General features: G+C 37.5%; 24 protein-coding genes. 2 read left to right on the top strand and 22 right to left on the bottom strand.

Translation table 11 applies throughout. From position 1 onward, the window contains the following. Positions 1 to 112 precede the first annotated feature (112 nt). On the top strand, positions 113 to 1,012 hold the full coding sequence (locus DYI00_RS01615; protein WP_104709308.1) for a hypothetical protein: 900 nt from the start codon (positions 113 to 115) through the stop codon (positions 1,010 to 1,012). A 94-nt stretch (positions 1,013 to 1,106) separates the two neighbouring features. Here DYI00_RS01615 and speA read toward each other — a convergent pair whose 3' ends face one another. From speA to metG, 6 genes are read right to left on the bottom strand one after another with little or no spacing between them, the layout of a single operon-like run. Continuing rightward, positions 1,107 to 2,954, bottom strand: a complete 1,848-nt coding sequence (gene speA, locus DYI00_RS01610) for an arginine decarboxylase (RefSeq protein ID WP_011577535.1) — start codon at positions 2,952 to 2,954, stop codon at positions 1,107 to 1,109. An 11-nt stretch (positions 2,955 to 2,965) separates the two neighbouring features. Next, positions 2,966 to 4,138, bottom strand: coding sequence for a glycosyltransferase (locus tag DYI00_RS01605; protein WP_011577534.1), 1,173 nt, complete (start codon positions 4,136 to 4,138; stop codon positions 2,966 to 2,968). 6 nt (positions 4,139 to 4,144) lie between these two features. Next, complete coding sequence (locus DYI00_RS01600) at positions 4,145 to 4,573, bottom strand: hotdog domain-containing protein (RefSeq protein WP_011577533.1); 429 nt, start codon at positions 4,571 to 4,573, stop codon at positions 4,145 to 4,147. 21 nt (positions 4,574 to 4,594) lie between these two features. Further along, positions 4,595 to 5,383 (bottom strand): tRNA 5-methoxyuridine(34)/uridine 5-oxyacetic acid(34) synthase CmoB, encoded by a 789-nt coding sequence (cmoB, locus tag DYI00_RS01595; RefSeq protein WP_011577532.1) that lies wholly within the window; start codon positions 5,381 to 5,383, stop codon positions 4,595 to 4,597. A 3-nt stretch (positions 5,384 to 5,386) separates the two neighbouring features. Further along, entirely contained in the window at positions 5,387 to 6,394 is a 1,008-nt protein-coding gene (locus DYI00_RS01590) for a hypothetical protein (protein WP_011577531.1), read from the bottom strand. Then, entirely contained in the window at positions 6,395 to 8,326 is a 1,932-nt protein-coding gene (gene metG, locus DYI00_RS01585) for a methionine--tRNA ligase (protein ID WP_104687456.1), read from the bottom strand. 176 nt (positions 8,327 to 8,502) lie between these two features. Here metG and cfaS point away from each other — a divergent pair, with 176 nt between their 5' ends. Then, on the top strand, positions 8,503 to 9,672 hold the full coding sequence (gene cfaS, locus DYI00_RS01580; RefSeq protein ID WP_011577529.1) for a cyclopropane fatty acid synthase: 1,170 nt from the start codon (positions 8,503 to 8,505) through the stop codon (positions 9,670 to 9,672). Between the two features lie 2 nt (positions 9,673 to 9,674). Here the strand turns inward: cfaS and DYI00_RS01575 are convergent, their stop codons facing one another. From DYI00_RS01575 to atpC, 16 genes are all read right to left on the bottom strand, one after another. Next, positions 9,675 to 11,543, bottom strand: coding sequence for a mechanosensitive ion channel family protein (locus DYI00_RS01575; RefSeq protein ID WP_011577528.1), 1,869 nt, complete (start codon positions 11,541 to 11,543; stop codon positions 9,675 to 9,677). Between the two features lie 470 nt (positions 11,544 to 12,013). Then, complete coding sequence (locus DYI00_RS01570; RefSeq protein WP_104709309.1) at positions 12,014 to 12,790, bottom strand: tetratricopeptide repeat protein; 777 nt, start codon at positions 12,788 to 12,790, stop codon at positions 12,014 to 12,016. Between the two features lie 267 nt (positions 12,791 to 13,057). Then, the gene (ggt, locus tag DYI00_RS01565) at positions 13,058 to 14,761 is read right to left on the bottom strand and encodes a gamma-glutamyltransferase (protein ID WP_104709310.1); all 1,704 of its coding nucleotides are present in this window, start codon (positions 14,759 to 14,761) and stop codon (positions 13,058 to 13,060) included. 352 nt (positions 14,762 to 15,113) lie between these two features. After that, the gene (flgK, locus tag DYI00_RS01560) at positions 15,114 to 16,934 is read right to left on the bottom strand and encodes a flagellar hook-associated protein FlgK (RefSeq protein WP_011577525.1); all 1,821 of its coding nucleotides are present in this window, start codon (positions 16,932 to 16,934) and stop codon (positions 15,114 to 15,116) included. A 1-nt stretch (position 16,935) separates the two neighbouring features. Beyond that, a complete protein-coding gene (locus DYI00_RS01555) occupies positions 16,936 to 17,370 on the bottom strand; it encodes a hypothetical protein (RefSeq protein WP_011577524.1) in 435 nt (144 codons plus the stop codon). Positions 17,371 to 17,520: 150 nt separating this feature from the next. Continuing rightward, the gene (locus DYI00_RS01550) at positions 17,521 to 18,486 is read right to left on the bottom strand and encodes a DNA cytosine methyltransferase (RefSeq protein WP_041600184.1); all 966 of its coding nucleotides are present in this window, start codon (positions 18,484 to 18,486) and stop codon (positions 17,521 to 17,523) included. A gap of 130 nt (positions 18,487 to 18,616) precedes the next feature. Then, positions 18,617 to 18,820: a flagellar biosynthesis anti-sigma factor FlgM gene (locus DYI00_RS01545; RefSeq protein WP_011577522.1), complete on the bottom strand. Its 204-nt coding sequence runs from the start codon at positions 18,818 to 18,820 to the stop codon at positions 18,617 to 18,619. Between the two features lie 66 nt (positions 18,821 to 18,886). After that, the gene (locus DYI00_RS01540) at positions 18,887 to 19,093 is read right to left on the bottom strand and encodes a hypothetical protein (protein WP_011577521.1); all 207 of its coding nucleotides are present in this window, start codon (positions 19,091 to 19,093) and stop codon (positions 18,887 to 18,889) included. A gap of 28 nt (positions 19,094 to 19,121) precedes the next feature. Next, entirely contained in the window at positions 19,122 to 19,676 is a 555-nt protein-coding gene (locus DYI00_RS01535) for an FKBP-type peptidyl-prolyl cis-trans isomerase (protein ID WP_011577520.1), read from the bottom strand. Continuing rightward, positions 19,663 to 20,655 (bottom strand): tol-pal system YbgF family protein, encoded by a 993-nt coding sequence (locus tag DYI00_RS01530; protein WP_104709314.1) that lies wholly within the window; start codon positions 20,653 to 20,655, stop codon positions 19,663 to 19,665. The genes DYI00_RS01535 and DYI00_RS01530 overlap by 14 nt, the downstream gene beginning before the upstream one ends. 7 nt (positions 20,656 to 20,662) lie before the next feature. After that, on the bottom strand, positions 20,663 to 21,208 hold the full coding sequence (locus tag DYI00_RS01525) for an outer membrane protein Omp18 (protein WP_011577518.1): 546 nt from the start codon (positions 21,206 to 21,208) through the stop codon (positions 20,663 to 20,665). Positions 21,209 to 21,286: 78 nt separating this feature from the next. Then, positions 21,287 to 22,540 (bottom strand): Tol-Pal system protein TolB, encoded by a 1,254-nt coding sequence (gene tolB / locus DYI00_RS01520; RefSeq protein WP_011577517.1) that lies wholly within the window; start codon positions 22,538 to 22,540, stop codon positions 21,287 to 21,289. After that, positions 22,537 to 23,319, bottom strand: a complete 783-nt coding sequence (locus tag DYI00_RS01515; RefSeq protein WP_011577516.1) for a TonB C-terminal domain-containing protein — start codon at positions 23,317 to 23,319, stop codon at positions 22,537 to 22,539. The genes tolB and DYI00_RS01515 overlap by 4 nt, the downstream gene beginning before the upstream one ends. 18 nt (positions 23,320 to 23,337) lie before the next feature. After that, a complete protein-coding gene (locus DYI00_RS01510) occupies positions 23,338 to 23,739 on the bottom strand; it encodes an ExbD/TolR family protein (RefSeq protein ID WP_011577515.1) in 402 nt (133 codons plus the stop codon). Between the two features lie 28 nt (positions 23,740 to 23,767). Further along, a complete protein-coding gene (locus DYI00_RS01505) occupies positions 23,768 to 24,358 on the bottom strand; it encodes a MotA/TolQ/ExbB proton channel family protein (RefSeq protein ID WP_104709312.1) in 591 nt (196 codons plus the stop codon). Between the two features lie 9 nt (positions 24,359 to 24,367). Beyond that, the gene (atpC, locus tag DYI00_RS01500) at positions 24,368 to 24,739 is read right to left on the bottom strand and encodes an ATP synthase F1 subunit epsilon (RefSeq protein WP_011577513.1); all 372 of its coding nucleotides are present in this window, start codon (positions 24,737 to 24,739) and stop codon (positions 24,368 to 24,370) included. Positions 24,740 to 24,747 lie beyond the last annotated feature (8 nt).

Here is a 24,747-nt window from a genome sequence, read left to right as displayed (position 1 = left end):
GCTTTAACCCATCAAAGGAGAAACAACGCCATGCTAAAAAAATAAATAACATTAAATAGGGTGATCGCAACCGATTGTTAAAGCAAATAAAATTTTATTCAAGGAGTATTTTATGGGTTTTCAAAATGAAAATAAGTTGGAAATTGGCACTAAAGTCAAAGCCACGATCAAAGATAAAGTGGTAGAGGCTAAAGTCATTGGCATTGGGTTTAATCGTGTAACTTTACAAAGCGAAAAAGGTCAAGTCGCTTCGTATGTTTTCAATAGCGATAAGTTCCTAAAATGGTTTAATAAAGTTCCCTTAAACGAGGCGCTAAAAATTCGTGCTGAAAACAAAAAAGAAAAAGCGGACATTTTAGATGGTATCAATATCGTTACTAGCGGACCGAGTGTGAAAGAAAGGACTTCCACTCCTAAAGAGTCTAAAGAGGACAAGTATAAGCTCTCTTTTGGATTTAAAGATAAAAGTGAGTCTAGTTTTTCGGTGGTGGCTAAAGACTATTTCCTTACTGATAGAAAAAGTAGGCTTGGTGCGTTACTAACCCCTATGTTTTATCAAGGAAAAGGACATCAAGCGTCTGCTATCATTCTTACCGCTTTATCGTGTGCGGAGGGCTTAAATAAGCATAGCGACCTTGAGTGGGCTAAAATACTAGAAAATCGTAATGTTGAAAATTGCTATTACGACACTTTTGATAATATGAATTTAGGTAATCTTACCCTTTTCTGTAAGCTTATTTCTTTGTATGTGAGAGATCAAGAGGCGGAGATTGTGGAGTTGAAACCTGGCGGTATTTGGGATAATATGCTCCCTAGTAATAAAAATGAGGTGTTGTTTATAGCACAGCTCTTATGCGATGGAGGTATCAATAAGTATAATCTCTCATGTGGCGGTTTAACTAAAAATTTATTAAACGATTTCACGCCTTACATGGGGCTTATGGATAATGAGATGCTCGATGATTTTATCATGGAGGAAACTAAAGAAAACGAGACGGAGGGTGAAAACTAACCGCCCCCCTACTCTTTGGGGGTCTCCTTTTTTAATCTCTTTTTTTTAATCTCTCTTAATTTTTCTTTTTTCAACTGCCCTCTAATCCGTCAATTTAAGAAATCGTGCGCAAATACCCGTTTTCACTCAACATGACATACAAGCGCCCCATGATTTCTTTCTTTTCTTCCATGTCCAAATTGTTGTTGTCTTCAATTTTTTGTTTTAAAAGGCGCTCAATCTCTTTGGTGTCATAGTCTAAATCATCTAACACATCTAAAATCGTTTGGGCTTCGCAAATATCTTCCACTTCATAATCGCCTTTTTCATCAAAAACCACGCTAAATTCCGTAGGGTGCGTGAATAAATTGTGTTTCATGCCCAAAACTTCTTGATACGCTCCCACTAAAAAGAACGCTAAAAAGTATTCTTCTTCATCCACATCTATATCATGCAAAAACAAGGGTTTGGTGGAGTCAAAAGCGATTTCCCCATCGCTATCGCAAGTAATATCCCACAAGCTCGCGCTCCTAGTGGGCTTTTCATCTAATTTATTCAAGGGCATGACTGGGAAACTCTGCCTCAAACCCCAATAATCCGGCAAACTTTGGAAAAACGAGCAATTCAATAAATAGCGCTCTTGGACTTGCTCTTGAATGCGTAAAATATCATTATGATCTTTAAAATAAAGCAACTGCACCGCTTTTTTGACGATCAAATGGGCCAAAACTTCGGTATTGCTCCTATCAATCAAATCAATATAGCCCAAATCAAAAAGCGTAAATAACGACTCGGTGTGATCAAAGCTATCATGCAAGTATTCAATGGCGTTTTTTTCATTGATATTAGCGAGCAAGTCTAGCATTTCATCAATCAAAGGGGGGTTATCACTTTCTTTGATTTTTAGGGATTTTTCATTGTATTCATGCGAAAACAATTCCAAAACTGGGGCCACTAAAACGGCATGGTTAGCCGAAATATAACGGCCTGATTCAATGAAAATATCTGGCTCTATTTCTTGCTTATTTTTCACAATTTCTCTCAATAAAAACACCACATCAGCGCTAAATTCCTCTAAAGTGTAGTTTTTATCTTGATGGTGCTTGTGTTGGGTGTATTCTACGGCTAACCCCCCTCCAATATTCACGCTATTAAGATTTTTAGCACCCATTTTACGCAATTCTGCATACAAGTTACCTGCTTCTCTTAAAGCCTTTTTTAAGGGCGAAATATCGCTGATTTGAGAGCCTATGTGGAAATGTATCATGTGAAAATGCTCTAACAAATCGTTTTCTTCTAAAAGGCGCATCGCTTCTAACACTTCCGTGCTGCTAAGGCCAAATTTAGAATTGATCCCCCCACTCTTTGCCCAAACGCCAATGCCAGTACTGTGCAAACGGATGCGAATGCCAATTTTAGGGCAGATTAAAAACTCGTTTTGTTTAGCCACAGCGATAATGGTTTTCAATTCATTCAAGCCTTCAATCGTTAAAGTGATCTCATGTTGCATGCTTTTAGCGATAAAGCCAAGCTCAATCATTTCTTTGTCTTTAAAGCCATTCACGGTAATGGGGGTTTTAGGGTTAGTGTAGCTCATCGCAATGATGAGTTCTGATTTACTCCCAGCTTCTAAGCCATAGTTTAAACCCTTAGCCCCTTGCACTAAGGGCAAAACAAACGAGGGCATTTGATTGACCTTTAAAGGGAAAACCGCCTTAAAAGCCCCACTGTATTGATACTCTTTAATCGCCAAAGAAAACGCATCAAACAAGCTTTTGATTTGTTTTTGCACCAAATGGGGGAAGCGCACCAATAAAGGCCCTCTATAGCCTTTATCGCGCACGCTTTGAACGATTTCTAAAAGTGCAGGGTTTTTGCCATGACAAACCTTGACTAGCCCCTTTTCTATCTTAAATTCGTTATTGCTCCAAAATTTAATCCCATAATCATGGACTTCTTGCATCTTTTATCCTTTTATCGCGCTAGAGTTTTAAAGAGGTTGGGGTTGTTTTTAAAATCCTTGATCGCTTCTCCATAAACTTTTTCAATTTGAATGACTGAATTTTCTAAAGTGTAGTTTAAAGCGCTTTTAGCGTATTCGCCCTGCATTTTTTCTCTTTCAAGCTTGTTTTCTAGCCACCAATCTATTTTAACGCTCAAATCTTTAGCGTTATTAGGTTCAAATAAAGATCGTTCATCTAGCGCGAATTGCCTAGTCGCGCTTAAAGGGCTATTAGCAATAATAGGAACAATCCCTACACTAATGGCTTCTAAGCATGCAATCGCTTCGCTTTCTACATTGGCTGTATGCACATAAAGGGTGCAAGTTTTTAAAATCTCTAATAATTCATTGGAATTGACAAACCCAAACTCCGTTTTTACGCCTAATTTTTGGACTAGAAGTTTGATTTTTTTCTCATCAGGCCCTTTGCCTTTTAATAACAACACAATATCTTGTTTGTATCGGCTTAAAGCAATCGCTTTGATTAAAACGCTTTGATTTTTTTCGTTAGAATAGCGCCCTACCATAGCGATTTTAAAGGGTGTCATGTCAAAAAGGCTTTTTTGCTCTTGATTGCATTTAAACATGGGATCAAAGCCATTAGAGATAGCGTATTTTTTCCCTCCATAATTATATTTTTCTAATTCTTCTACAATGAATTTTGAGGGGCAATGGATGTGGTGGATATAGCGATAATGCGAAGATTTAAACCACGAAAAAAGCATTTTATTCAACCAAGAAAATTGCCCTAATTTCATGTTATAAGAAATATGCTCTGGCTGTAAATGGAAAGAGCCAATGTAAGGCACTTGCATTTCTCGTGCAATTTTTACGGCTTCTTTTTCTAGCAAAAAAGGCAAGTAAGTGTGGATCATATCCGCTCCCTTAAAGGCCTTTCTTAGAATTTTTTCATCCGGCTTAGCAAAAAGAATGTGCTGTCTGTGTGAAACTTCTGTAACTAAAGGAATGTAGCGTTCTTTAAGGTTGTAATACCCCTCTTCTTCATTCCCTAAATTATCCACATGAGGGGCGACCACTCTCATTGCATGCCCTCTTTTTTTCAACGCTTCAAAAAAACGAAATGCTGTCATAGAAGTGCCATTACTGGTGTCTTTAAAGCTATCCACAACTAAAACAATAACCATTCACAACTACTCTTCTTTAAAATTAAATTTAAAAGGCTTTTTATCAAACACCACCACTTCTATCATTCCCTCTAAAACCTGAATGTCTAACACAAACGCCTCTATTTTTATTTCAGCTTTTTTCACGCCATCTTGAACGACTTGCGCTTTAATGAGTGCTTCTTGATTCAATTCTAGGGGGGCATAAAAATTGATGTTATTAGAAACCACCACGCTGTATTTTTTATTCAACGCGCATAAGGCCGCATAATTGCATGCGGTTAGCACAAAGCCTGCATGCACAAAATTTTCTTCATACACCATGCTTTCATTACCTTTAAAACGCACATGGGCTATATCTTTTTCTAAAACGATCAATTCCCCACTCACGCTTGAATGAAAATTCTTACAAGTTTGTAAAGAGTCATAATCCACATGAGTGATTATTTCTTGCATGATCTTAATCCTTTATTTAAACTAACGCTTGCTTGATGATTTAAGCATTTTAAAATACCCTCTCAAAGGGGCGTCATACCCCTCTAAAGTTTTAGAATGATCTTTTTTATCCAAAAAATCTTCCAAACTTTGCCCCAAAATAAAATCCGTTTTACGCTGTTCTTTAGGCGTAGTCTTTAAAACGCTAATGATTTCAAAATCTCCAAACCCTACCCTTTCACACCACCCTTTTAGCGCACTAATACTAGGGATAAAATAAGCGTTTTTCATTTTAGCATAAGTTTTTTTAGGGCAAAGGGCAATGTCTAGGGGCGAATCAATAATGAGCGTATCCAACACCAACTCCCCCCCTATTTTCAAAGCATGATACAAGGCTTTTAAAGTTTCTAGTGGGCTTTTTCTATGGTATAGCACCCCTAAACAAAAAATGACATCAAAAGCGTTAGGGTATTTTTCATTCAAATCCTCCACCCCTAAAGACTTGTAGATGATTTTTTTTTCTTTATCAAAAAAGGGGGCTAAAAATTCAAATTGTTTTTTGACTAAAACGCCCGGATCAAACCCCACCAAACTTTTAGGCCCATGCTCTAGCATCTTAAACAAGTAATAGCCATTATTGCAACCCACATCAGCGACGATTTTATCTTTTAAAGAAGTGGCGTTCTTGACTAGATCCCATTTAATAGAGCTATCCCATTCGCTATCAATCTTGATCTTAGAAATTTCAAAAGGACCTTTACGCCATGGCCTTAACGCCATGATTTCTTCTAAAAGGGTTTTTTGATTGAGGTTATCGTTACAAATAAGCATGACTTACCATAGCGTGGGGGTTTTTTTAAAAAGAGGGGGGTTTAAAAGGGATTCTAAATGATTGGGGCTAATCCCATAAATAAAAGCGAAATTAAACGCTAAATTTTTTAATTGCTCTTTTAAATTGTTTTGAGTGGTGTAAAAATAAGAGTTGGCTTTTTCAAAAAAAACCACGCTATTTTTACGATAAAACACGACAATTTTCCCCCACGATAAAGTCTCAAGGGCTTTTTGAAGCAGCATTTCAAACAATTCTTTTGAACTCTCAGCGACAATCACCCTTGCTGTTGTCCCATAAGGAGCTATTTCTAAATTTTTATTCACAAAAAAGGGTTTGCAATGATCTAAAAAATATTCTTTTTTACCTAAAAGATTCAAGTCAAATTCAATTTTTAATTTCTCGCACAATCGGATCACCCTTTTTAAAGGCTCTAAAAAGATGCATGGCATCTTTAATTCATGCTCTTGTTTTTCATAAACTAAAGCGCTGCAAAAAAAGGATTGGTTAAGAACAATCAAATCGCTTTCTTTTAAGTCTTCTTCTAAACGCTCTTGCTTATAAAACAAATGAAGCCACTCCAATCTATCAAAAAACGCTATTTTACACCCCTCTAAAATGAATAAATCTTCAAGACTCTCTTTCAAACACCACACAAATTCGCTCACTATAATTTTAGAAGCGATCTCTAATTCTATAGGACTTAATAACACTCCAACCACACGCTCATTCAACAAACAAAATTTAAACAAATGATTCAAAGAATGCTCTATGTCTTTAAGCTTGATCCATGCCACATCTCTATCGCTTAAAGGATACTCTCCTGTGTATAAAATCCCATAAGCCCCTAATTCTAAAGCTTTAGGAATGAATGCATGATCTTTAGCGGCAAATAAAGAGCCTTTTTGCACCTTGTTTAAAGACAAAACAATAGAATTAAAATAGCTGATTGAGGGCGTGTTTTGCAATTCGCCCAAACTCAACTCTACCGCTTCATTCACCCCTAATCGCATTTAGCTAATGAGACTTCCTGCGGTTTTTTCTTTTGTGGGGCTAATTAAGGCCAAACTGTCATTATCTCGCACCGCTAAAATCATGCCCTCACTCATTTCGCCCATAAGCTTTGCGGATTTTAAATTAGCCACCACGCACACCATTTGACCGATTAAATTTTCAGGCTCATAATCCAAAGCGATCCCTGAAATAATCTGCCTCAAACGATTTTCACCTAAATCCACCTTTAAGCGCAGTAATTTATTGGACTTTTCAACCCTTTGAGCCTCTTTGATAAGCCCCACTTTAATTTCTACTTTTTTGAAATCATCAATACTGATATAGTTTTCTTGTTTTTGTGGGGTTTTTTCTTCTGGCGTTTTTTCTTCTTCTTTTTTGGCTGGGGTTGTTTCCCCCACTTTTTCCATTTTAGAGAATAAGGGCTCGGTGTCTTGCAAGATTATATCTTGTAAATTTTTAGACTTGAAAAAGCGTTCGTAATTTGTGGGCGTGATTTTTACATTAAAAGCGCTCGCTAATTTCATAGCACTCTTTGGCATGAACGCATAGAGTAAAAAGCTTGATTGTAAAAGCGCGTTTGCAATCAAACTCAATAAGGCTTCTAATTTTTCTGATTCGTTGTTTTTATGCAAAACCCATGGCTCTTCTTTAGCGATGAGTTTGTTTAAAAAATCATAAACGCCAAACAATTCTTCTAACGCTTTATGCAATTGCATTTTAGGCACAAAAGAGTTAGCGTTATCTAAAATTTGATGCACTTTTTCTAACTCTTTAGGGTAATATGTGGTGATTTTTTCGCTTTTTAAAGAATAGTTAAAATATTTTTTAGCCATGCCTAACAAACGATTCAATAAATTCCCCAAATCGTTGTTCAAATTGGCGTTGATCCTTTCTACTAACGCTTTTTTAGAAAAATCCCCATCTTGCCCAAAAGGTACTTCACGCAATAAAAAATAGCGCAATTCTTCAATCCCATACTCCATAGCAAGCTTTTGAGCGTCTAAAACATTACCCAAGCTCTTACTCATTTTCACGCCCTCTATCGTCCACCACCCATGCACGCAAAGCTGTTTGAATAAAGGCAAACCCAAGCTCATCAAAAAGGCTGGCCAATAAATGGCATGGAAGCGTAAAATATCCTTACCCACAATATGCCTAGCGCACTCAAAATGCACCATTTTATTTTCTAAACCATTCAAATACCCCAACGCGCTCGCATAATTCAATAAAGCGTCTAGCCAAACATACACCACATGTTTAGGATCATTCATTTTTTTAGGTAAAAGAATGCCCCATTCAAAGCTTGTGCGCGTGATAGATAGATCCAACAAGCCTTGTTCAATAAAAGAAGTGACTTCATTTTTACGATAAATGGGCAAGATCACTTCAGGGTTTTTGGCATAAAACTCTAATAAAGGTTTTTCATATGCACTCAATCTAAAAAAATAACTCTCTTCTTCTAAAAGCGTGGTCTCTCTCAAACAATCAGGGCATAAGACTTTATTGTTTGTATTATCCGCTTTAGAGATCGCGCAATAACTCTCACAACTCACGCAATAATACCCACTATAAGTACCTTTATAAATATCCCCTTTTTCAAACATGATTTCAAAAGCGTTTTGCACGCATTTTTGATGTTCATTATCTGTGGTGCGGATAAAACCATCATAATCTAAATTGAAAAAATCCCATTGGTTTTTAAAAATCGCGCTAATGCTATCGGCGTAAGCTTTAGGGCTTTGATTTCTTAATTTCGCGCTTTGTTCAATCTTTTGCCCATGCTCATCGGTGCCAGTTAAAAAAAAGACTTCTTCGCCTTGAAGCGTGTAATACTTCTTTAGAGTGTCTGCAATCAAAGTCGTATAAGCATGACCAATATGGGGGATATCATTCACATAATAAATGGGGGTTGTGATCAGTGATTTTTGCATTTTTGTAATAGCGTTACCTTAATTTGTTTTAGAAATTCGCATTAATTTTAACATGCTTTTGAAAATAAAGCCATGCAATTTAGAGGCTAGAGGTTAAATTGATGCTTATTTTATTTATAGAAAATGCATTATAATTAACGCTCAAAAAGAATTGAATATAAATTAAGGACGCGCAGATGATTTCAAAATTTTTGCTCAAAAGCATGTTTAAACAATGGAAAAACGGCGATTATCAGGTTGTTTTTTGGGATAATAGCGTTTATAGGAATGGCGAACATTCGCCTAAATTCACCCTTAAAATCCACCGCCCCCTAAAATTTAGCGATATTAAAAAAGACATGTCTTTAACGATTGCTGAGGCTTATATGGACGGCGTGATTGATATTGAAGGCTCTATGGATGAGGTGATGCATTCTTTGTATTTGCAAACCAATTATAAACATTTACATAAACATGATAGCGCTAAAGCTATTCAAAAACCCCTTAAAGAAAGCTCCAACATTTCTAAACACTACGATTTAGGGAATGACTTTTATTCTATTTGGTTAGATGAAACCTTAAGTTATTCATGCGCTTATTTTAAAAAGGACGATGACACTCTTCATACCGCCCAACTCCAAAAATTAGATCACACTTTAAAAAAGCTCCATTTAAAACAAGGCGAAAAACTATTGGATATAGGCTGTGGTTGGGGCTATCTCTCCATAAAAGCTGCGCAAGAATATGGGGCAGAAGTGATGGGGATCACCATTTCTAATGAGCAATACAAACAGGCTAACAAACAAGTCCAAGAGCTAGGATTAGAAGATAGAGTCACGATCAAATTATTGAATTACCAGGATTTAGATGGGCGGTTATACCGCTTTGACAAGGTGGTGAGTGTGGGCATGTTTGAGCATGTGGGTAAGGATAATCTACCCTTTTATTTCAAAAAAGTTAAAGAAGTGTTAAAAACGGGTGGGATGTTTTTGCTCCACTCTATTTTATGCTGTTTTGAGGGCGAGACTAACGCTTGGGTGGATAAATACATTTTCCCGGGCGGCTACTTGCCCTCTTTAAGAGAAGTGATGAGCGTGATGAGCGAATGCGATTTCCACTTGCTGATGGCTGAAAGCTTACGCATCCATTACGCTAAGACTTTAGACATTTGGTGGGACAACTTTAACCACAATTTAGACAAGGTGAAAAGACTCGGCTATGATGAAAGGTTTATCCGCATGTGGGATTTGTATTTAAGGACTTGTGCATCGGCTTTTAGGGTAGGGAGTGCAGATTTATTCCAATTGCTTTTAACTAACAGCGTGGATAACACATTCCCTTTAACCAAAGAATACATTTATCAATAATTTTAGATTTTAGCCTTTTCTTTCAGGCTAACTTTTGGCAAACTCTCCACATACAAACTCTGCGATGGGAAAGCAAAACTCAAATGATGCTTTTCTACAATTTCCATGATTTTTAGCATCACATCTTCTTTGACTTCTAGCCACTCCCCCCAAACCACCGTTTTAGAAAAGCAATACACTAAAATATTGATAGAGCTATCTGCAAATTGATCTAAAAAGACAAACAAATTGCTTTTATACCCTAAAAAATCATCAATAGAGACAATATCTTTTTTAAACATGTAGCGGTAATCATTCACATTTTGCAAAGCGCTATCGGATCCATTAGCGATTTTAGGGTGGTTTTCTAACATTTCTCTAATGTCTTTCACGCAAAGCTGTAAAGCACTTTGACTAGAATTATAAGTCAAGCCTATTTCCATTTTAATGCGCCTTCCCACTTTACGACGGCTCCAGTTTCTGATGGGCTTTCCGGCTAATTCTGAGTTAGGCACGGACAAAAGAGCGTTATCAAAAGCTCTGATCGTGGTGCGTCTTAACCCCATTTCCACCACCGTGCCCTCCACTTCACCGCACACAATCCAATCCCCTTGAGAAAACGAATTGTCTAATAATAAAATGACAGAAGCAAAAAAATTCGCCAACACATCTTTAACCGCTAAAGCCACTGCTAACCCACCAATCCCTAAAGAAGCGATGATGGCTGAAACATTAAACCCTAATTGTTTCAAAACCCCTAAAAGCGCGACAATAAAAATCAAAAAATACACGATTTTTAAAATCAAGTTGATCACTTCTTTTCTAAAATTGTGCGTGCTTTTGGTAGCGATATTGGTAACTAACGCCGCCCCATACCCCTTAAAAAGCACGATCACTAGCCATGCTAAAAGCATGATATACACCGCGCCCACCCACATAGAAAATTTATGGGGCGATGCGTTAGGGTAATAGAAAATATCTAAAGCCACATCGCAACTGAATATCGCTAAAAAGACAGAAACCGGTAAAACAATGCTGCTTTGGACATTGATATGCATTTTTTTATTGCGCCGCATGAATTCAAAAAGAAAATCCAATATTTTGCCTAGAAGAAAAGTGATTAACTTCCTTAAAGCTAACAATACGACTAAAATCGTTAAAGAAAGCACGATTTTACTCACTTGCAAACTATGGGTGGTGAAAGGCAAGATCTTACTGATTTTGTTTAACACAAAATCCATATTCACTTCCATGATCAAGTTTTTAGGAAGCACTTCTTTAGGGTGGTTTTTGATATAACGCAAGACTTCAGTATAAGTGTTCAAACGCAATTCATAATCGCTATACATTTCTTGCAATTCATGCATTTTGATATTGTCTAAATTTTTAGGGAAAGTGTAGGGTTTGAATTGCCCTAGACGCAAAAGGAAAGCGTTACTGATATTTTCCACATCTTTTTGTTCGCTAAAAATATCAATACTGCTCCTGATCTTATCGATAAAACGATATAAAATCTCATCCACTAACAAAATATCTAAAGACAATCTGTCTTTCATGAAAGTGTAGAAATCATGACCCTTAATGCTTTTAGCTAAATGTTTTTTGATTTTCTCTTGCTCTTTTAAATTTTGGTTTATATCAATCCCAATCTTATCCCTTTCATTCAGGACCTTAGAAGTTAGGCTTTTAATCAAATCATTTTTTTGATCGTTATACAAAGAGATTTCAGCGCTTCTTTCAGGGTCTTTTTTATAGGTCTCAATGACCTGATTGAGCTGGTTGATTTGATTGAAAATCAAAAACAAATCCAACGCATCTGTCTCTTGCTCTTCGGTCCTCAAAGGATTCAAAAAGAGCGATAATGCCAACACCCAACACCATAACAAACGCATATAAAACCCCATTAAAACAATAAAATTTTTTTCTATAATTTTTAGCAAATACCTAGCGATTATACCAAATTTTAGAAACGCTTCGCTTACTAAAGGCGGTTTGAAAAGCGCTTTAACTCTAAAAAACGGCTTTTGTTTTAAGGCTTTGTCAAGTCTTTACTAGTCTATAATTAAAAATAGTTTGCGTTGTTGTTACCGCTTTTTTGTTATTGTGTTTTTATTTGCATTGGCATTATGAGATTTAAGGCTTTGTTTTGTGCTGCTTTGCTTTTGGGTAGCTTAAAAGCTTATTAAATAAGGATAAGCCTTTAAAAAAAGAGATTTTAAGTTTTGTTTGTTGCTTGAGATCTTGTCGGAAAGGCTTTCTGAAAGGTTTATTGAAACATTAAACACTTTTTGCAAGCTAATAGCGGATAATAATAGGCTTAAGAAACGAGCAAAATCCTTGAAGAAAACTCAAATCTGAAGAATTAGTGGTGGCTTGAAGCGTTTCTTTTCCTGCAATTCTTATCCAAGTCATAATCGCATGCACGCTGCCTAAACTCTTCAGCTTGTTTCTTATCCTTTTCCACGCCCAAACCATATTCATAAGATTTGGCTAACCCTTCATACGCTTGAGAAGAGCCCACATCAGCTGCCATTTTATAGTAAATAACGGCTTTTTCTTTGTCTTGCTCAATGCCCAATTGCTCATTCCCACTATAATAAAGATCCCCTAAAAGGATATAAGCCTCTGCACTGCCTTTAGCCATCGCTAGCCTAAAATACTCCATGGCTTTCATATAACTGCTTGGAACACCTCTGCCTTCCATATACATGATCCCTAAATTCATGTAAGCACTCGTGTAACCCTTATTAGCAGCCATTTGGAAATACTCCACCGCTTTCTTTTCATCTTTAGGCACGCCCCTACCCTCTTTATACATCACGCCTAAATTATTATACCCTCTAGGAATATCCAACGCCACAGCTTTTTTAAAATACTCTACCGCTTTCTTGTCGTTCCTAGGCACGCCCCTACCATCTCTATACATGATCCCCAACAAAACATAAGCGATCGACTCGCCATTTTTAATCGCATCTTTATAAAGAGAAACCGCTCGCTCATAATCCTTATTATTGTAAGCTACTTCCCCTCTATAAACAAAACTCCCTTTGTGTCCAAGATGCTCCGCACCATTAAGAGCACCAAACAAGCATAAACCTATCAAACTAATTTTTAAAGCTAACTTGCTTGCATATCCCATCATTACTCCTCTGTATAGTTAAAAACTAAATCACAATACCAATTATTATCTTAGCCTTAAGAAATTGCATGCTTTTTTAAACCCACAAACACTCTCGTTTCGCACACACAATCATAGCACAATCATAGTTAAATATTGTCTTCTATAAAGAATTTTACACTATATTTTATGAATTCTAAGACTAAGTTTAAAACTTTTTAGCTAAAAAGTCCCCCCCCCCCCAAAAAATAGGGTCAAATAGGACTAAAAAACCTATTTTGATAAAAATCAAAACTCTTTCCTTGGATCTGTTGATCCATAAAAGATACGCCCTTTCACTTGAGGTAAAATATGGATCGCATTCACATCGCCCATCACCGGCTTAGTGACAATTTGATAGCCCATTTTAGTGAGGTTATCCTTCACATCAGCGGGTATGCCGAATTTTTCAATCCTTAATTCATCAGGAAGCCATTGCATGTGAAACCTAGGAGCTGAAACCGCTTCAGAAATATCCATGTTGTAGTCAATCACATTAGAAATCACTTGCAACACCGTAGTGATGATCCTAGCGCCTCCAGGGCTCCCCACCACCATAAAAACCTTATTGTTTTTCAACACGATCGTAGGCGTCATGGAGCTTAAAGGACGCTTATTGGCTTCAATCGCATTTGCATCGCCCCCTACCAAACCATAGAGATTAGGGTTTCCTGGCTTAATGGAAAAATCATCCATTTCATTATTCAACAAAAATCCTGCCCCATCAACGCTCGCAGCACTCCCATAATAATCGTTGATCGTGTAAGTGATACTCACCGCATTCCCCCACCTGTCCGCCACAGAATAATGCGTCGTGTTATTCCCCTCATGCAATTGCCCCATTCCCGGTTTGATTTGAGAGCTTGGCGTGACCGTATCTGGTTGGATAGCATCAAAAATCTTTTTAGCATACGCTTTATTGATGAGTTTATCCACCGGCACTGAAACAAAATCAGCGTCTCCCATATAAACCGATCTATCCGCATAAGCTTGGCGCATCGCTTCTGCAACGATATGGATATTTTTAGAAGCCCCATACCCAAGAGCGCTCAAATCCGCATTTTCCATGACATTCAAAATTTGGATCAAATGCGTACCTCCCGAACTCGGTGGTGCCATAGAAATGATCTTATATCCGCGATAATTCCCCACCACCGGTTTGCGCCATTTCACGCTATAACTAGCGAGATCCTCTTTGGTGATAATCCCTCCATTTTTTTTCATGTCTTTTTCAATCAAATCAGCCACTTGCCCTTGATAAAAGCCTTTAGCACCTAGCGTTTTGATTTGAGTCAAAGTTTTGGCCAAATCCTTTTGGACAAACAAATCCCCCTCTTGGTAATCAAGATGCCCCTTTTTCAAAAAATATTTTTTACTAGAATTGTATTTTAAAAACCGCTCCCTAGCGTCCTTTAAAGTCTCTGCTTGCCTTTTTGAAATAGGGTAACCATGCTCAGCTAATTTAATCGCAGGCTCAATAAGTTGCGACAATTTTTTAGTGCCGTACTTTTTTAGCATCGCTTCCATGCCAGCCACCGTTCCAGGAACACCAACGGCTAAATAGCCATCTTGACTGAGTTTGGGGATCACATTGCCTTGCTTGTCTAAAAACATGTCTCTAGTGGCTTTTAGGGGGGCTTTTTCTCTAAAATCTAAGGTCACATTTTCCCCATTGGCTAAATGGATAACCGCAAAACCCCCTCCACCAATATTGCCTGCCACAGGATGGACGACCGCTAAAGCAAAGCCAATCGCTACGGCCGCATCAATCGCATTGCCCCCATCTTCTAAAACCTTTTGCCCGATTTCAGTAGCTAGCGGATGGCTAGAAAGGGCTAACCCTACTTTAGTGTTTTGAATGGGTGGGTAACTCGCTGCACTCAAAGGGTTTAACAAACCCAAAGAGAATGCTATCGTGCATAAGCCAATCGTTTTTAAAAAACTCCGTCTCATCTAATTTTCCTTTCCATAAGCAATGACGCTTAAAATTTCCCTTATTATAACACAAGTTTTATAAAACGCTCTCTCGCTTGCAGCTTCTATGTTATTAACTATTATTTTAATTTCTTGTTTTACAAAATTGATAAGCTTTATTTAGCTTTAATATCATTTTTATTTATAGTAAAACTCATTCCCTTAAGGGGATAGGGGGCATTTTGCGATTAATACCCCCCTTAACCCCCTTAAAAACCCCCTACCCAAGAAGACCGCTTTTTTAAAGAAATTATCACTTGACTAGCGTCAAGCTCTTTTGTATTTGTTGTAAAAAATGCTAAAAAGCATTTTTTAAATTTTATAAAAAATATTATTGCTTAATACCCAACAAAGTGTCTATCATCCTATCAATAGCAGTGATGACTTTAGCGTTAGCCGCATAGCCGCTTTGAAACTTGATTAAATTCACCATTTCTTCATCCACGCTCACTTGCGAAATGGAGAGTTGCTCTTTTTTAATAGTCTCTAGCATGCTCTTTTTAGTGTCCAAAATACGCCCAGATTTTTCAGCGTCCGTGTTGATTTTACTGGTTAAGAATTGATAAAACTCGCTGATCTTCATTTGTTTGATGTCAAACTTATCGTTATAGAAATCCACGCTATCGTATTGCAATTGTTGCATCATGTTAGCCACATCAAAATTCCCATTAATGGGGGCAAGCCATGGGCGAATGGTGGTCGGCTCTTTTTTGTATTCTTTATTCAAGCTAATAGTGGAAGCGTCATCGCCTTGAAAAAAAGGGTTGAGTTTTAACGCCCCCATAAAATTCGTGCCGTTATCTTTCATAGAGACAAACAACCCTTGTGAAGCGTTTTTAGGTTGGATAATAAACTTTTTAGTCTCATTGTTAAAACTCGCTGTGAAATAATCATCAAAATCGTTTTCGGCGTTGTTGTCTTTATTGTCATCAGTATTAGCGTTAATAGCTTGGATAATATCGTTCATGGTTGTAATGGGCGTGATAGCAATGGTTTTCCTAGCAATTTCTTTACCATCGGTGTTGTAAGCGATCAAGTCAAACGAGCCGTTTTTGATATTGTAGTTCGTGTCTTTAAAGGCTTCATTATCGTTAAACTCCACAGGCTCGCCTTCAATATTATGACTCGCGCTTTGAGCGTAAATCGCATTAGTGGATTCTATCAAGCCCCTAGCAAAAGAATCCAATAAATCAATATAATCTTGCAACTTGCCTTTTAAAGTTCCGTTAGAGCCATCATTATACACATTCAATAACGCCCCCACTTTCCCTTGATTGAGTTTATCAGTAATATTAGTTACTTTAAAATCATCGCTTTGGAAATAAACTTGATTCAAACCTCCTTTATTTTCGGACTCTTTAATCACTAAAGGGTGGAAAATAGAGCCATCAATGATATTGAACCCATGCCCAATATTAAGATTATAGCTTTCATCAAAGTCCGCTGAGTCTTTATCTATGAGCGAATGGGTTTTAATACTACTTTTAAAAACATTCCCCCCTAAAAGTTCTCGCAAATGGAATTCCAATTCATCTCGCTTGTCTCTTAACTCATTGGCATGCTTTAAACTCTTGTTATTTTCCACTTCTTTGATGCGTTTGTTAATCTCAGCGATTTGAGAACCCAAGCTATTCACTTCTTTAATAACGCTTTTTAATTCTTCGCTCGCCTTATGCTGTAAGGTTGTTAATCTTTCTCTAGTGTCTTTAATATTGTGCGTTAAGGCTTCTGTTTTTTGAGCGAGAGCTTGTTTTTGAGCGGAGTCTTTGGCATTCTTAGACAATTCTTTCCATGAGTTAAAATAATCTTGCAAATCCGTAAAAAGGCTCGCTTCATCAATATCCGGAAAATACGCGCTCGCTTCTTTTAAATGCGAAAATTCTGTATCATAATAAGTGTTTTCGTAATTAGCTTTCGTGTAGCGAGAAAAAACAAACTCATCATGCACCCTTTCAATAGCTTCTATGTCCACGCCCATATTGACATTTTTAGTGCCATACATATAAGCCTCTTGAGGCTTTGCGATCACGCGCTGACGGCTATAAAATTCATCGCTGGCGTTAGAAATATTATTCCCAGTAACATCCACCATGCTTTGGTGGGCTTGTAAGCCGGTGTAAGAAGTGTTGAGTGAAGATAAGATTCCGCCCATTTTATGCCTGCACTCTTAAAAAATGGCTTCCCACATGCCTAGAACCTTTATAATCGCAAGTGTCATGGGGAATGATTTGCTGAATGAGTGAAGAATAAAACTCAGAAACCGCAAACGCCATGCGCGAATAAATCAAGTTTTTTTCTTTCAAAAAAAGCAAGGATTCTCGCATTTGGTTTAAAAAATCGCTTGTTTTTTCGTCCAATAATTCACCCATCTCTTTATTAGGGAATTGTTTTTTTAAAGATAACATTTGTGCATCTATACTCGCTTTTTCGTTTTCAAAAGCTTGAATCACCAGCTGTTTTTGGGTATTTCTTTCAAAAATTTCGGTGTGTTTAGCGAGCCTAATGTCTCTTATATCGCACTCGGTTAAATCAATCAATTCTTTTAATTGCTTTAGTGCGTTTTCTAAATGAGAATGTAAAACGACCATGACAAATCCTTTGGCTCTTGTTTCAGCCGTAATCAAGCAAATACTATGCCATTTTATTAGGGCTTTGTTTTTTTCAAATATTGATCGTTAAAACCTTATTTAAGAAAAACTTTTATTTCTTGCTTTAATTTTTTATCTTACATTTGATGATTAACGCTCAACTATCGCTCTTAACATTTGTTTAGCGAGAGCAAAAATCACATTCACGCTCATGGCGTTCCCTGCTTGGGATAATAAATGGCTTCCTTTAAAGTTAGGATTATCTTTAATCTTAGCGATCAAATCTCTAGGAAATCCTTGCAAAAGCAGGCTTTCAACAGCGTTTAATCTTTTGATTTTTCCTTTTTGGATATAAAACAAGCCATGCCGAGAAGTCCTTAAAGTAGGAAAAACATTAAAATACAATCTTAAATCAGATTGTCTTGTATCTAAAACAGCGTTTTCTAAAGTTAAAATATTCTCTAAAAAAACCCGGTTATGATTGTATGAGTTGTGCAAGTATCTTTGAAATGCAGCGTTATTGGTATTCAAATAGCATTCATTATCAGCGTCTAAAAAATCCTTAAAACAATAATCATTGGCTAAACCCAAAGGAAAATTAAATTGGTGTTTTAAATCCTTTCTAAACCCCACGATATAAAGGCGCTCCCTCTTTTGAGCTAATTGAAAATCAGCGCTATTCAAAATTTGATAATAAGTTGTATAACCCACTTCTTGCAAGGCTTTGATGATGATTTCAAAAGTTTCTTGTTGCCTATGATTGATTAACCCCTTAACATTTTCAAGCAAGAAACATTTGGGTTGCTTAACTTTTAAAATATGAACAAGCCCATAAATAATCGTCCCCCTTTCATCATCAAGCCCCTTCCTTTTACCATTGATAGAAAAAGCTTGACAAGGAAACCCGCTAATTAAGACATCAAAATCGGGTAAATCATTAGGGTTGATTCGCATCAAATCCCCAAAATTATGAGTATCTTTAAAAAATAATTCATAGGTTCTAAGGGCTTCATGGTTGATTTCTGCATGCCCTACGCATTTTAAATGGCACCGCTCCAAGCCCAAACGGCCTCCGCCAATACCAGAGCAAAAATCCATAAAAGTTAAAATTCCCAATCAATTATCCCTAACACGCAAAGAAAAACACGCTCCATTAAAAGAATGGCAAACACGCTTTAAAACACAAAGAAACTAAATTTTAATGAAAAATGACAGCAAGAATAAGAACTCCCCCAAGCCAAACCCCCTAGCTTATCCCCAACAAATCCTGTGCCATTTTGTGAGAAGTTTCACGCAAGTTGATTTTATATTGGTTATTTTCAATAGCATGCTTGATCTGAGCCACTTTATCAAGGGCGACTTCATTGTTTTGCACTTCTTCATTTTTTTCCACACGCTTATAATTCCCCCAAGACTGTGTTGGAGTGAGCGAAGAGATAGCGTTAATCATCTTAAAATCCTTTAATTTAACATTCAATCAAATTTTACAACAAGCATCGGCAAAAAAGAAAAAAAGTTAATGGATTTTTGAAATCTGTTTTTGCAATTCCTTACCAAATTGCTTGGTCGTGGTGATGGGTTTTTTCCCAGTTTCTGCGACAGAACCAAAAGATTGCGATTGCAAGTTTTTAAACATAAAAAATATCAAAAAAATTAAAATATAACAAAATAAAAAAAAGCAAATAGTGGGGAACAACCAATTTTTGAGGTTAGAACTATTCATGACCTTGCCTTTTTAAACATTCCCCCATTTACCCATGCGAACATGAGCAACCACAACCCCCATCTTTATGCTTATGAGCACCATGACCGCCACAACAGCCTCCCCCACCACCATGGTGTGAAGCTAAAATTTCTTCTTCGCTCACTTCCCTAAACCCTAAAACCTTGAAACGAAACGCTAAAGTTTTTCCGGCTAAAGGATGGTTATAATCCACCATCACATGCGTGCCGCTAAAGTCTTTAATAGTGGCTTGAATGGTTTGATTCTCTTCAGTTTGCCCAAAAACGCTCATGCCTTTTTCCAATTCAATGCCTTCAAATTGCTCCCTAGGGACTTCTTGCAAATAACCGCTTTCATAAACCCCATAAGCTTCCTCTGGGGTAATAACAACCTCTTCCCACTCGCCAATTTGAGCCTTCAATACCGCTTTTTCTAACCCTGCTATAATTTGATGGGCACCTATGATAAATTCTAAAGGCTCTTTAGCGATATTGCTGTCTAGCACTTCGCTAGAGCCATGTTCTCTCACTTCATATTCAATCAAAGCGGCTTGTTTGATTGGTTCTAAATCATGGTTTTGCATGAATGCTTTTCTCCTTATTTTCTAAAATTTTTTTGGCTTTTTTAGCTTGATCGCTTGAAGGATACAAGCGCTGCAAAGTGTTTAAGAATTTATGGTAATTCTTATCGTCCTTGATTTTTTTAAACGACCATGCTACATGCCACAAAAGCACAGGCATATAAGGTGCTTTTTGATCCAAAAGAGCACTCTCTTTGTAGTATTTGATCGCTTCTCTATGTTTCTTTTCGTTATAAGCTACTTCCCCAAGCGCATAACGCACATAAGCAAGCTTGTAACTATTAGCCTCCAACCACAGCAAACGCTCTCTGGCTTGTGCATAAGATTTATCCTTTAAAAGGGACAAGGCTTCTTGAAAAACCTCTTTTTGCTTGGATAAATCTTTATTGAACTCCACTTGCAACGGCTTCTCTTCAGTATTTCCTTCTTGTTTAGCGTTGGCTTTTAAAGGGGGGTTTTCATTCGCTAGAGCGTTTATTTTAAGCGACTTTTCAGTTTTGTCCTGTTGTTCTTTGAGCGCTTTTTGGATCAAGGCGATTTGTGCAACCAAATCCTGGCTTAACTTGGTCAATAACTCGCTCATTTGCTTGTTTTGTTCGTCCAATTGTTGGATAGCTTGTTGGTTGGCACGGATTTCATTCCTTAAATCGTCCAAAGTCTGTGATTGCTGCTTGAGCGTGTTGTTTTGCACTTCCTGAGAAGCTTTTAAGGATCGCAAGGATTCTTCTTGAGAAAGGATAGCGTTATTAAGGTCTTTAATCTTATTAGCTTGCCCTTCATAAACGCTCCTTATACCCTCTTGAGCTTGGGTGTTGGACTCCACTTGGGAATGGATTTTGGTCAAAATATTAGCAAAGTTCTTGCTATTGACTTGCAACTGACGGAGTTCCTTTTTGGTCGCTCCGCTTTGCAAATCAAACGCTGAAGGCTCCCCATTGAGAAAAAAGGGAGCGATAAAAGGGATTAAAAAAAGCCTATTCATTCCCAAGTTACTTCACTAATTTGACATCCACTCTCCTGTTTTCTTTATAACACTCTTTGGTTTTTTGGATGCATTTGGGTTTGATTTCACCAAAACTGATGGTTTTAATCATGTCTTTTTCTACCCCTTTAATCACTAAAGCGTTTTTCACGCTCAAAGTCCTTTTAACGCCAAGCGCTTGATTGTATTCGCTAGAGCCAAATTCATCGGTATTGCCTTCTAAAAGCACTTGCATGTGGTTTTCTTTAGCTTTTTGCACGATCTCATCCAAAGTTTCTTGATCGGAGTCTTTGATCTCATATTTGTCAAAATCAAAATAAATAGAGGCAATAATAGTCCCACTCTCAATAGCCGGTTTTTTCTCAACCGCTGGAGCTAGATCTTCTTTAGGTGCTTCTTTTTCTACAACAGGCTCTGTATTGACAGGCGCGTTTTGAACGGCTTTAACGCCAGTGCTCACATCACCGGCCACTGTATTGTTATCTATTTTATGACTGCAACCAACCACCAATAACAAAGCCAACAAAGAACTAAACGCAGAAAATTTTTTCATTAAACATTCTCCCAAAATAAAATCTAAATAATCTAAATAATAAGCAAAAATATTAGCTCATATTCGCTTAATTTAACCTTACCAATCAAAGGCTTGTATTTTCACATTCTTTAAGGGGAATAGAAAACTTTGATTATAGTCTAGCAAAATAAGCCCCATAGCGTATTCTTGGGGTGTCTTTTTAATATACATGATATTTTTCCCATCCACAGAAAAACGAGGCATTTGATTCACGCCATTCACGGTAAGCCTACGGATATACTTGCTATTTAGCGTGATTAAATTCAAATTGAACACCGTTTTGCCAAATTCATTAAGATTTTCCCTACTCACATACACAATGCCATCCTTATAAGCGTCAATGGATTCATTGCTTTTCCCCTCATAAACGAGTTGCTCCGCGCTCTCGTTTAACCCCAATTTTTTCATATAGATATTAGGATAGCCTGATCTATCCGAAACAAAAGCCATAGACTTGTCATCTTCAAGAAACACTCCTGAAACATCTATCCCTGGGTAGCGCGTTATTTTAGTGCTTGTTTTTTTATGCACATCGTATAAATAAACATCCGGTTGGCCTTTAGGGGCTAAAGACATTAAGATTTTAGAGCCATCAGAGCTCACGCTAGAAACCACCGCCATCCCTTGAGAGCTAGCGATACTTTGGTGCGTGCCTTTTTGGATATTGTATTTTAAAATCATGGGCTTTCTTTCGCCATATTGCGTGTAGTAAAACTCCGTTTGCTCGGCGTTCGCCCATTTAGGAAAAATATTGAGTCGGTTATTTTTGATGATTTCTTTTTGATAGCGCATCGTGTAATCCGCTAACGCAATGCTCGTAACCCCTGAACTGATATATTTAGAAAACACAATAAAACGCTTCATCCAGGCGATAGAAGGGGCTTTGAGGTAATCATTCACCGCAATCGCCATGTTGTGTGCTGTAAAAGGGTATAGATCAGCGCTTAAAATTGGGTAGTCAAAAGTTTTAGTGAGGGTGCTTGTATTGACATCATAAAGCCTCAATCGTGAAATTTTATTGCCGTTTTCCACCGCCACGCTCACAAGCGCTACGAGTTGGAATTTTTTATTCTTGAGATCCGCATAATTGATAGCGCTTTGCTCCTTGTTTTCAGAAACATCAAAATGCTGGCTGGTCTTTAAATCATTGATTAAGACTTCATGCAATTTTAAAGCGTAATTGGCATCGTTGTCTATGGAGTAGCGCACTTCAATTTTAGGAAGCTTTTGAATGGTTTTAACAATATCTAGCGTCTTGTCTATTGCAAAAAGCCATACAGAACCCATTAAAAAAAGCCATAAATGCTTCATTGTTCTTCCTTGGTGGTGAAATTAACTTTGATAGAAATCATGTTTTCTCCCGGATATGGAGGGAAATCCACTTTCTTTAAATCGTCTAAAAGGGTGGTGACACTCTCATTATAATCCTTAAAATCAGAGAAACTAAGGATTGTGTAATCAAATTTCCCATCTTTAGCGATCGTAATGAGTGCACTCACTGACGCCTTTTGGTAAAAAACGCCCCTCCAACCCTTAGATAAAATTTGATAGATTTGAGCATACCATTCTTGATAAGCCTTGTCATCAACCCCATCTTGTTTAGGGACTTGCAAATCTAAAGTTTTGTTTTTAACGCTTTCTAGTTTTTGCGCAAATTGGTCTAAATTTTGTTGCAAGCCTTTCAACAACTTCTGGTTTTCTTGGTTTTGCTTTAAGCGTTGCTGCTCTCTTAAACGCCTTTGCTTTTCTTGTTCTTTTTGTTCGTCTTTTTGAGCGTTTTTGTCTGTCTTTTCTTTAAAGTCATTAAGTGAAGAGAAAATATCTTCAAGGCTTTCTTCAGGTTCTTCTTGTTCTTTAGGCTTTAAAAAATCGCCCTGTTTTTCGGCTACTTTTTCAATTTTCTCCACTTTTTTCTCGTTAGGCAAATCCTCTAAATTCAAGTCAATGACCTGTTCGTCTTTTTTGCTCAAATCTAAAAGGATTTTTTCTGCTTCTTTATTATGCCTTTCCAATAACAAACCATACAACAATAAAGCATAGAGTAAAAACGCTAAAAAACCAGAAACAAATAAGATCGCACTCCTACCCATGCAAATCAGCCCCACTCTTTAAGGACTTGTGATTAAAGAAACTTTTAAAAACCCCGCTTCCTTAATCGTTTTTAACAAATAAATCACTTTATCGTAAGTCAATCGCTTGTCCGCACGGATATTCACTTTGGTGTTTTTATCGTATTTTTTAGAAAGCAGGTTAAAAGTATCCGGAAAAGAATTGTATTCATAAGTTTGGCTGTCAATATAGATTTTTGCATCCTTATCCATGCGGATCTCAATCACCTTATCTTGAGTGGCTCTAAAAGTTTTTGAACCAGAAGGTAAGGCAATCTCTTCTTTATAAGTGAGAGTGGGCGTGGTCACCATAAGGATAGCCAATAAAACAAGCATCACATCCACTAAAGGCGTGATATTGAGTTCTGGCTTGTCCTCATCCCAATAATTATCGTAATTCATAAAAACCTCTCCCTATTTAAGACACTTGTCAAAATCTTCTTAAAGAATCCTCTTCTCTAGACGATAAAATATCCACTTGCATTTGCACATAAACTGATAGGTCATAGATCTTGCGCTTTAAAATCAAGTAAAAAGAATAAGCCGGAATGGTCGCTAAAATCCCCCCAGCAGTGGCGACAAGAGCTTTAGAAATAATAGGTGCGATCACCCCAAAAGACGCCTGACCTAACACGCCCAAACTATTAAACGCTTCTAAAATCTCAACCACCGTGCCAAACAAACCGATAAAAGGAGCCGTAGAAGAGATGATGCTCAACACCACTAAACCGGTCGTGCTTTGCTTAAGAATCTGATGTTTCCAAGCTTGCAACAATTCTTTGGAATGCCTTTGAGGCCCATGGTTTTTCCTCTTGTTAAACATGGAATGCTCTGGAGCGTCTTGCACCCCATTAAGAATGTTGGACAAAGATTGCATCTCGCGCTTGAGTTCAATTTTCAACACAATACTTTTATACAAAAAGATCCATAGAGTCACCACCAAGTAGAATGAAACCCAAATCAAAACCAACGCCGTAACAAAACCGCTCTTATGAAAAAAATCAACGATTGCATGTAACATGGTTTCCCCCTAAAGAGACTCAATCTTAGCCAGCACGCTAGAAACCGCTAACCTATCAGAGCTTGCGTCCTCTAAAAGCCTTTTAGCCCTAGAAATAGCATCATCTCTGTCATCTGATTCTTTTTTGATAAAGACCGCTCCATCGGCCAAAATATCCACATGCTCACCAGTGACTTCTGCATAGCCCCAACTAATCGCAATGTGTTCTTTTTGACTCTCGGTTTCAATCTCAATCACTCCCGCTTGGAGCAAAGTGATCATGTTGCTATGCCCATAAAGAACCCCAAATTCCCCTTCAACTCCTGGCAACACAACGCTTCTAACCTCTCCTGTATAAACTTCCCCCTCAGGAACGACCACACTAATTTTCAATAAAGCCATGACAAACC

Origin of the sequence: Helicobacter acinonychis (genome assembly GCF_900461455.1) — a bacterium.
GTDB classification, from domain to species: Bacteria; Campylobacterota; Campylobacteria; order Campylobacterales; family Helicobacteraceae; genus Helicobacter; species Helicobacter acinonychis.
Note: the sequence above shows the minus strand (reverse complement) of the source record. Positions and strands in the feature narration are given on the sequence as shown.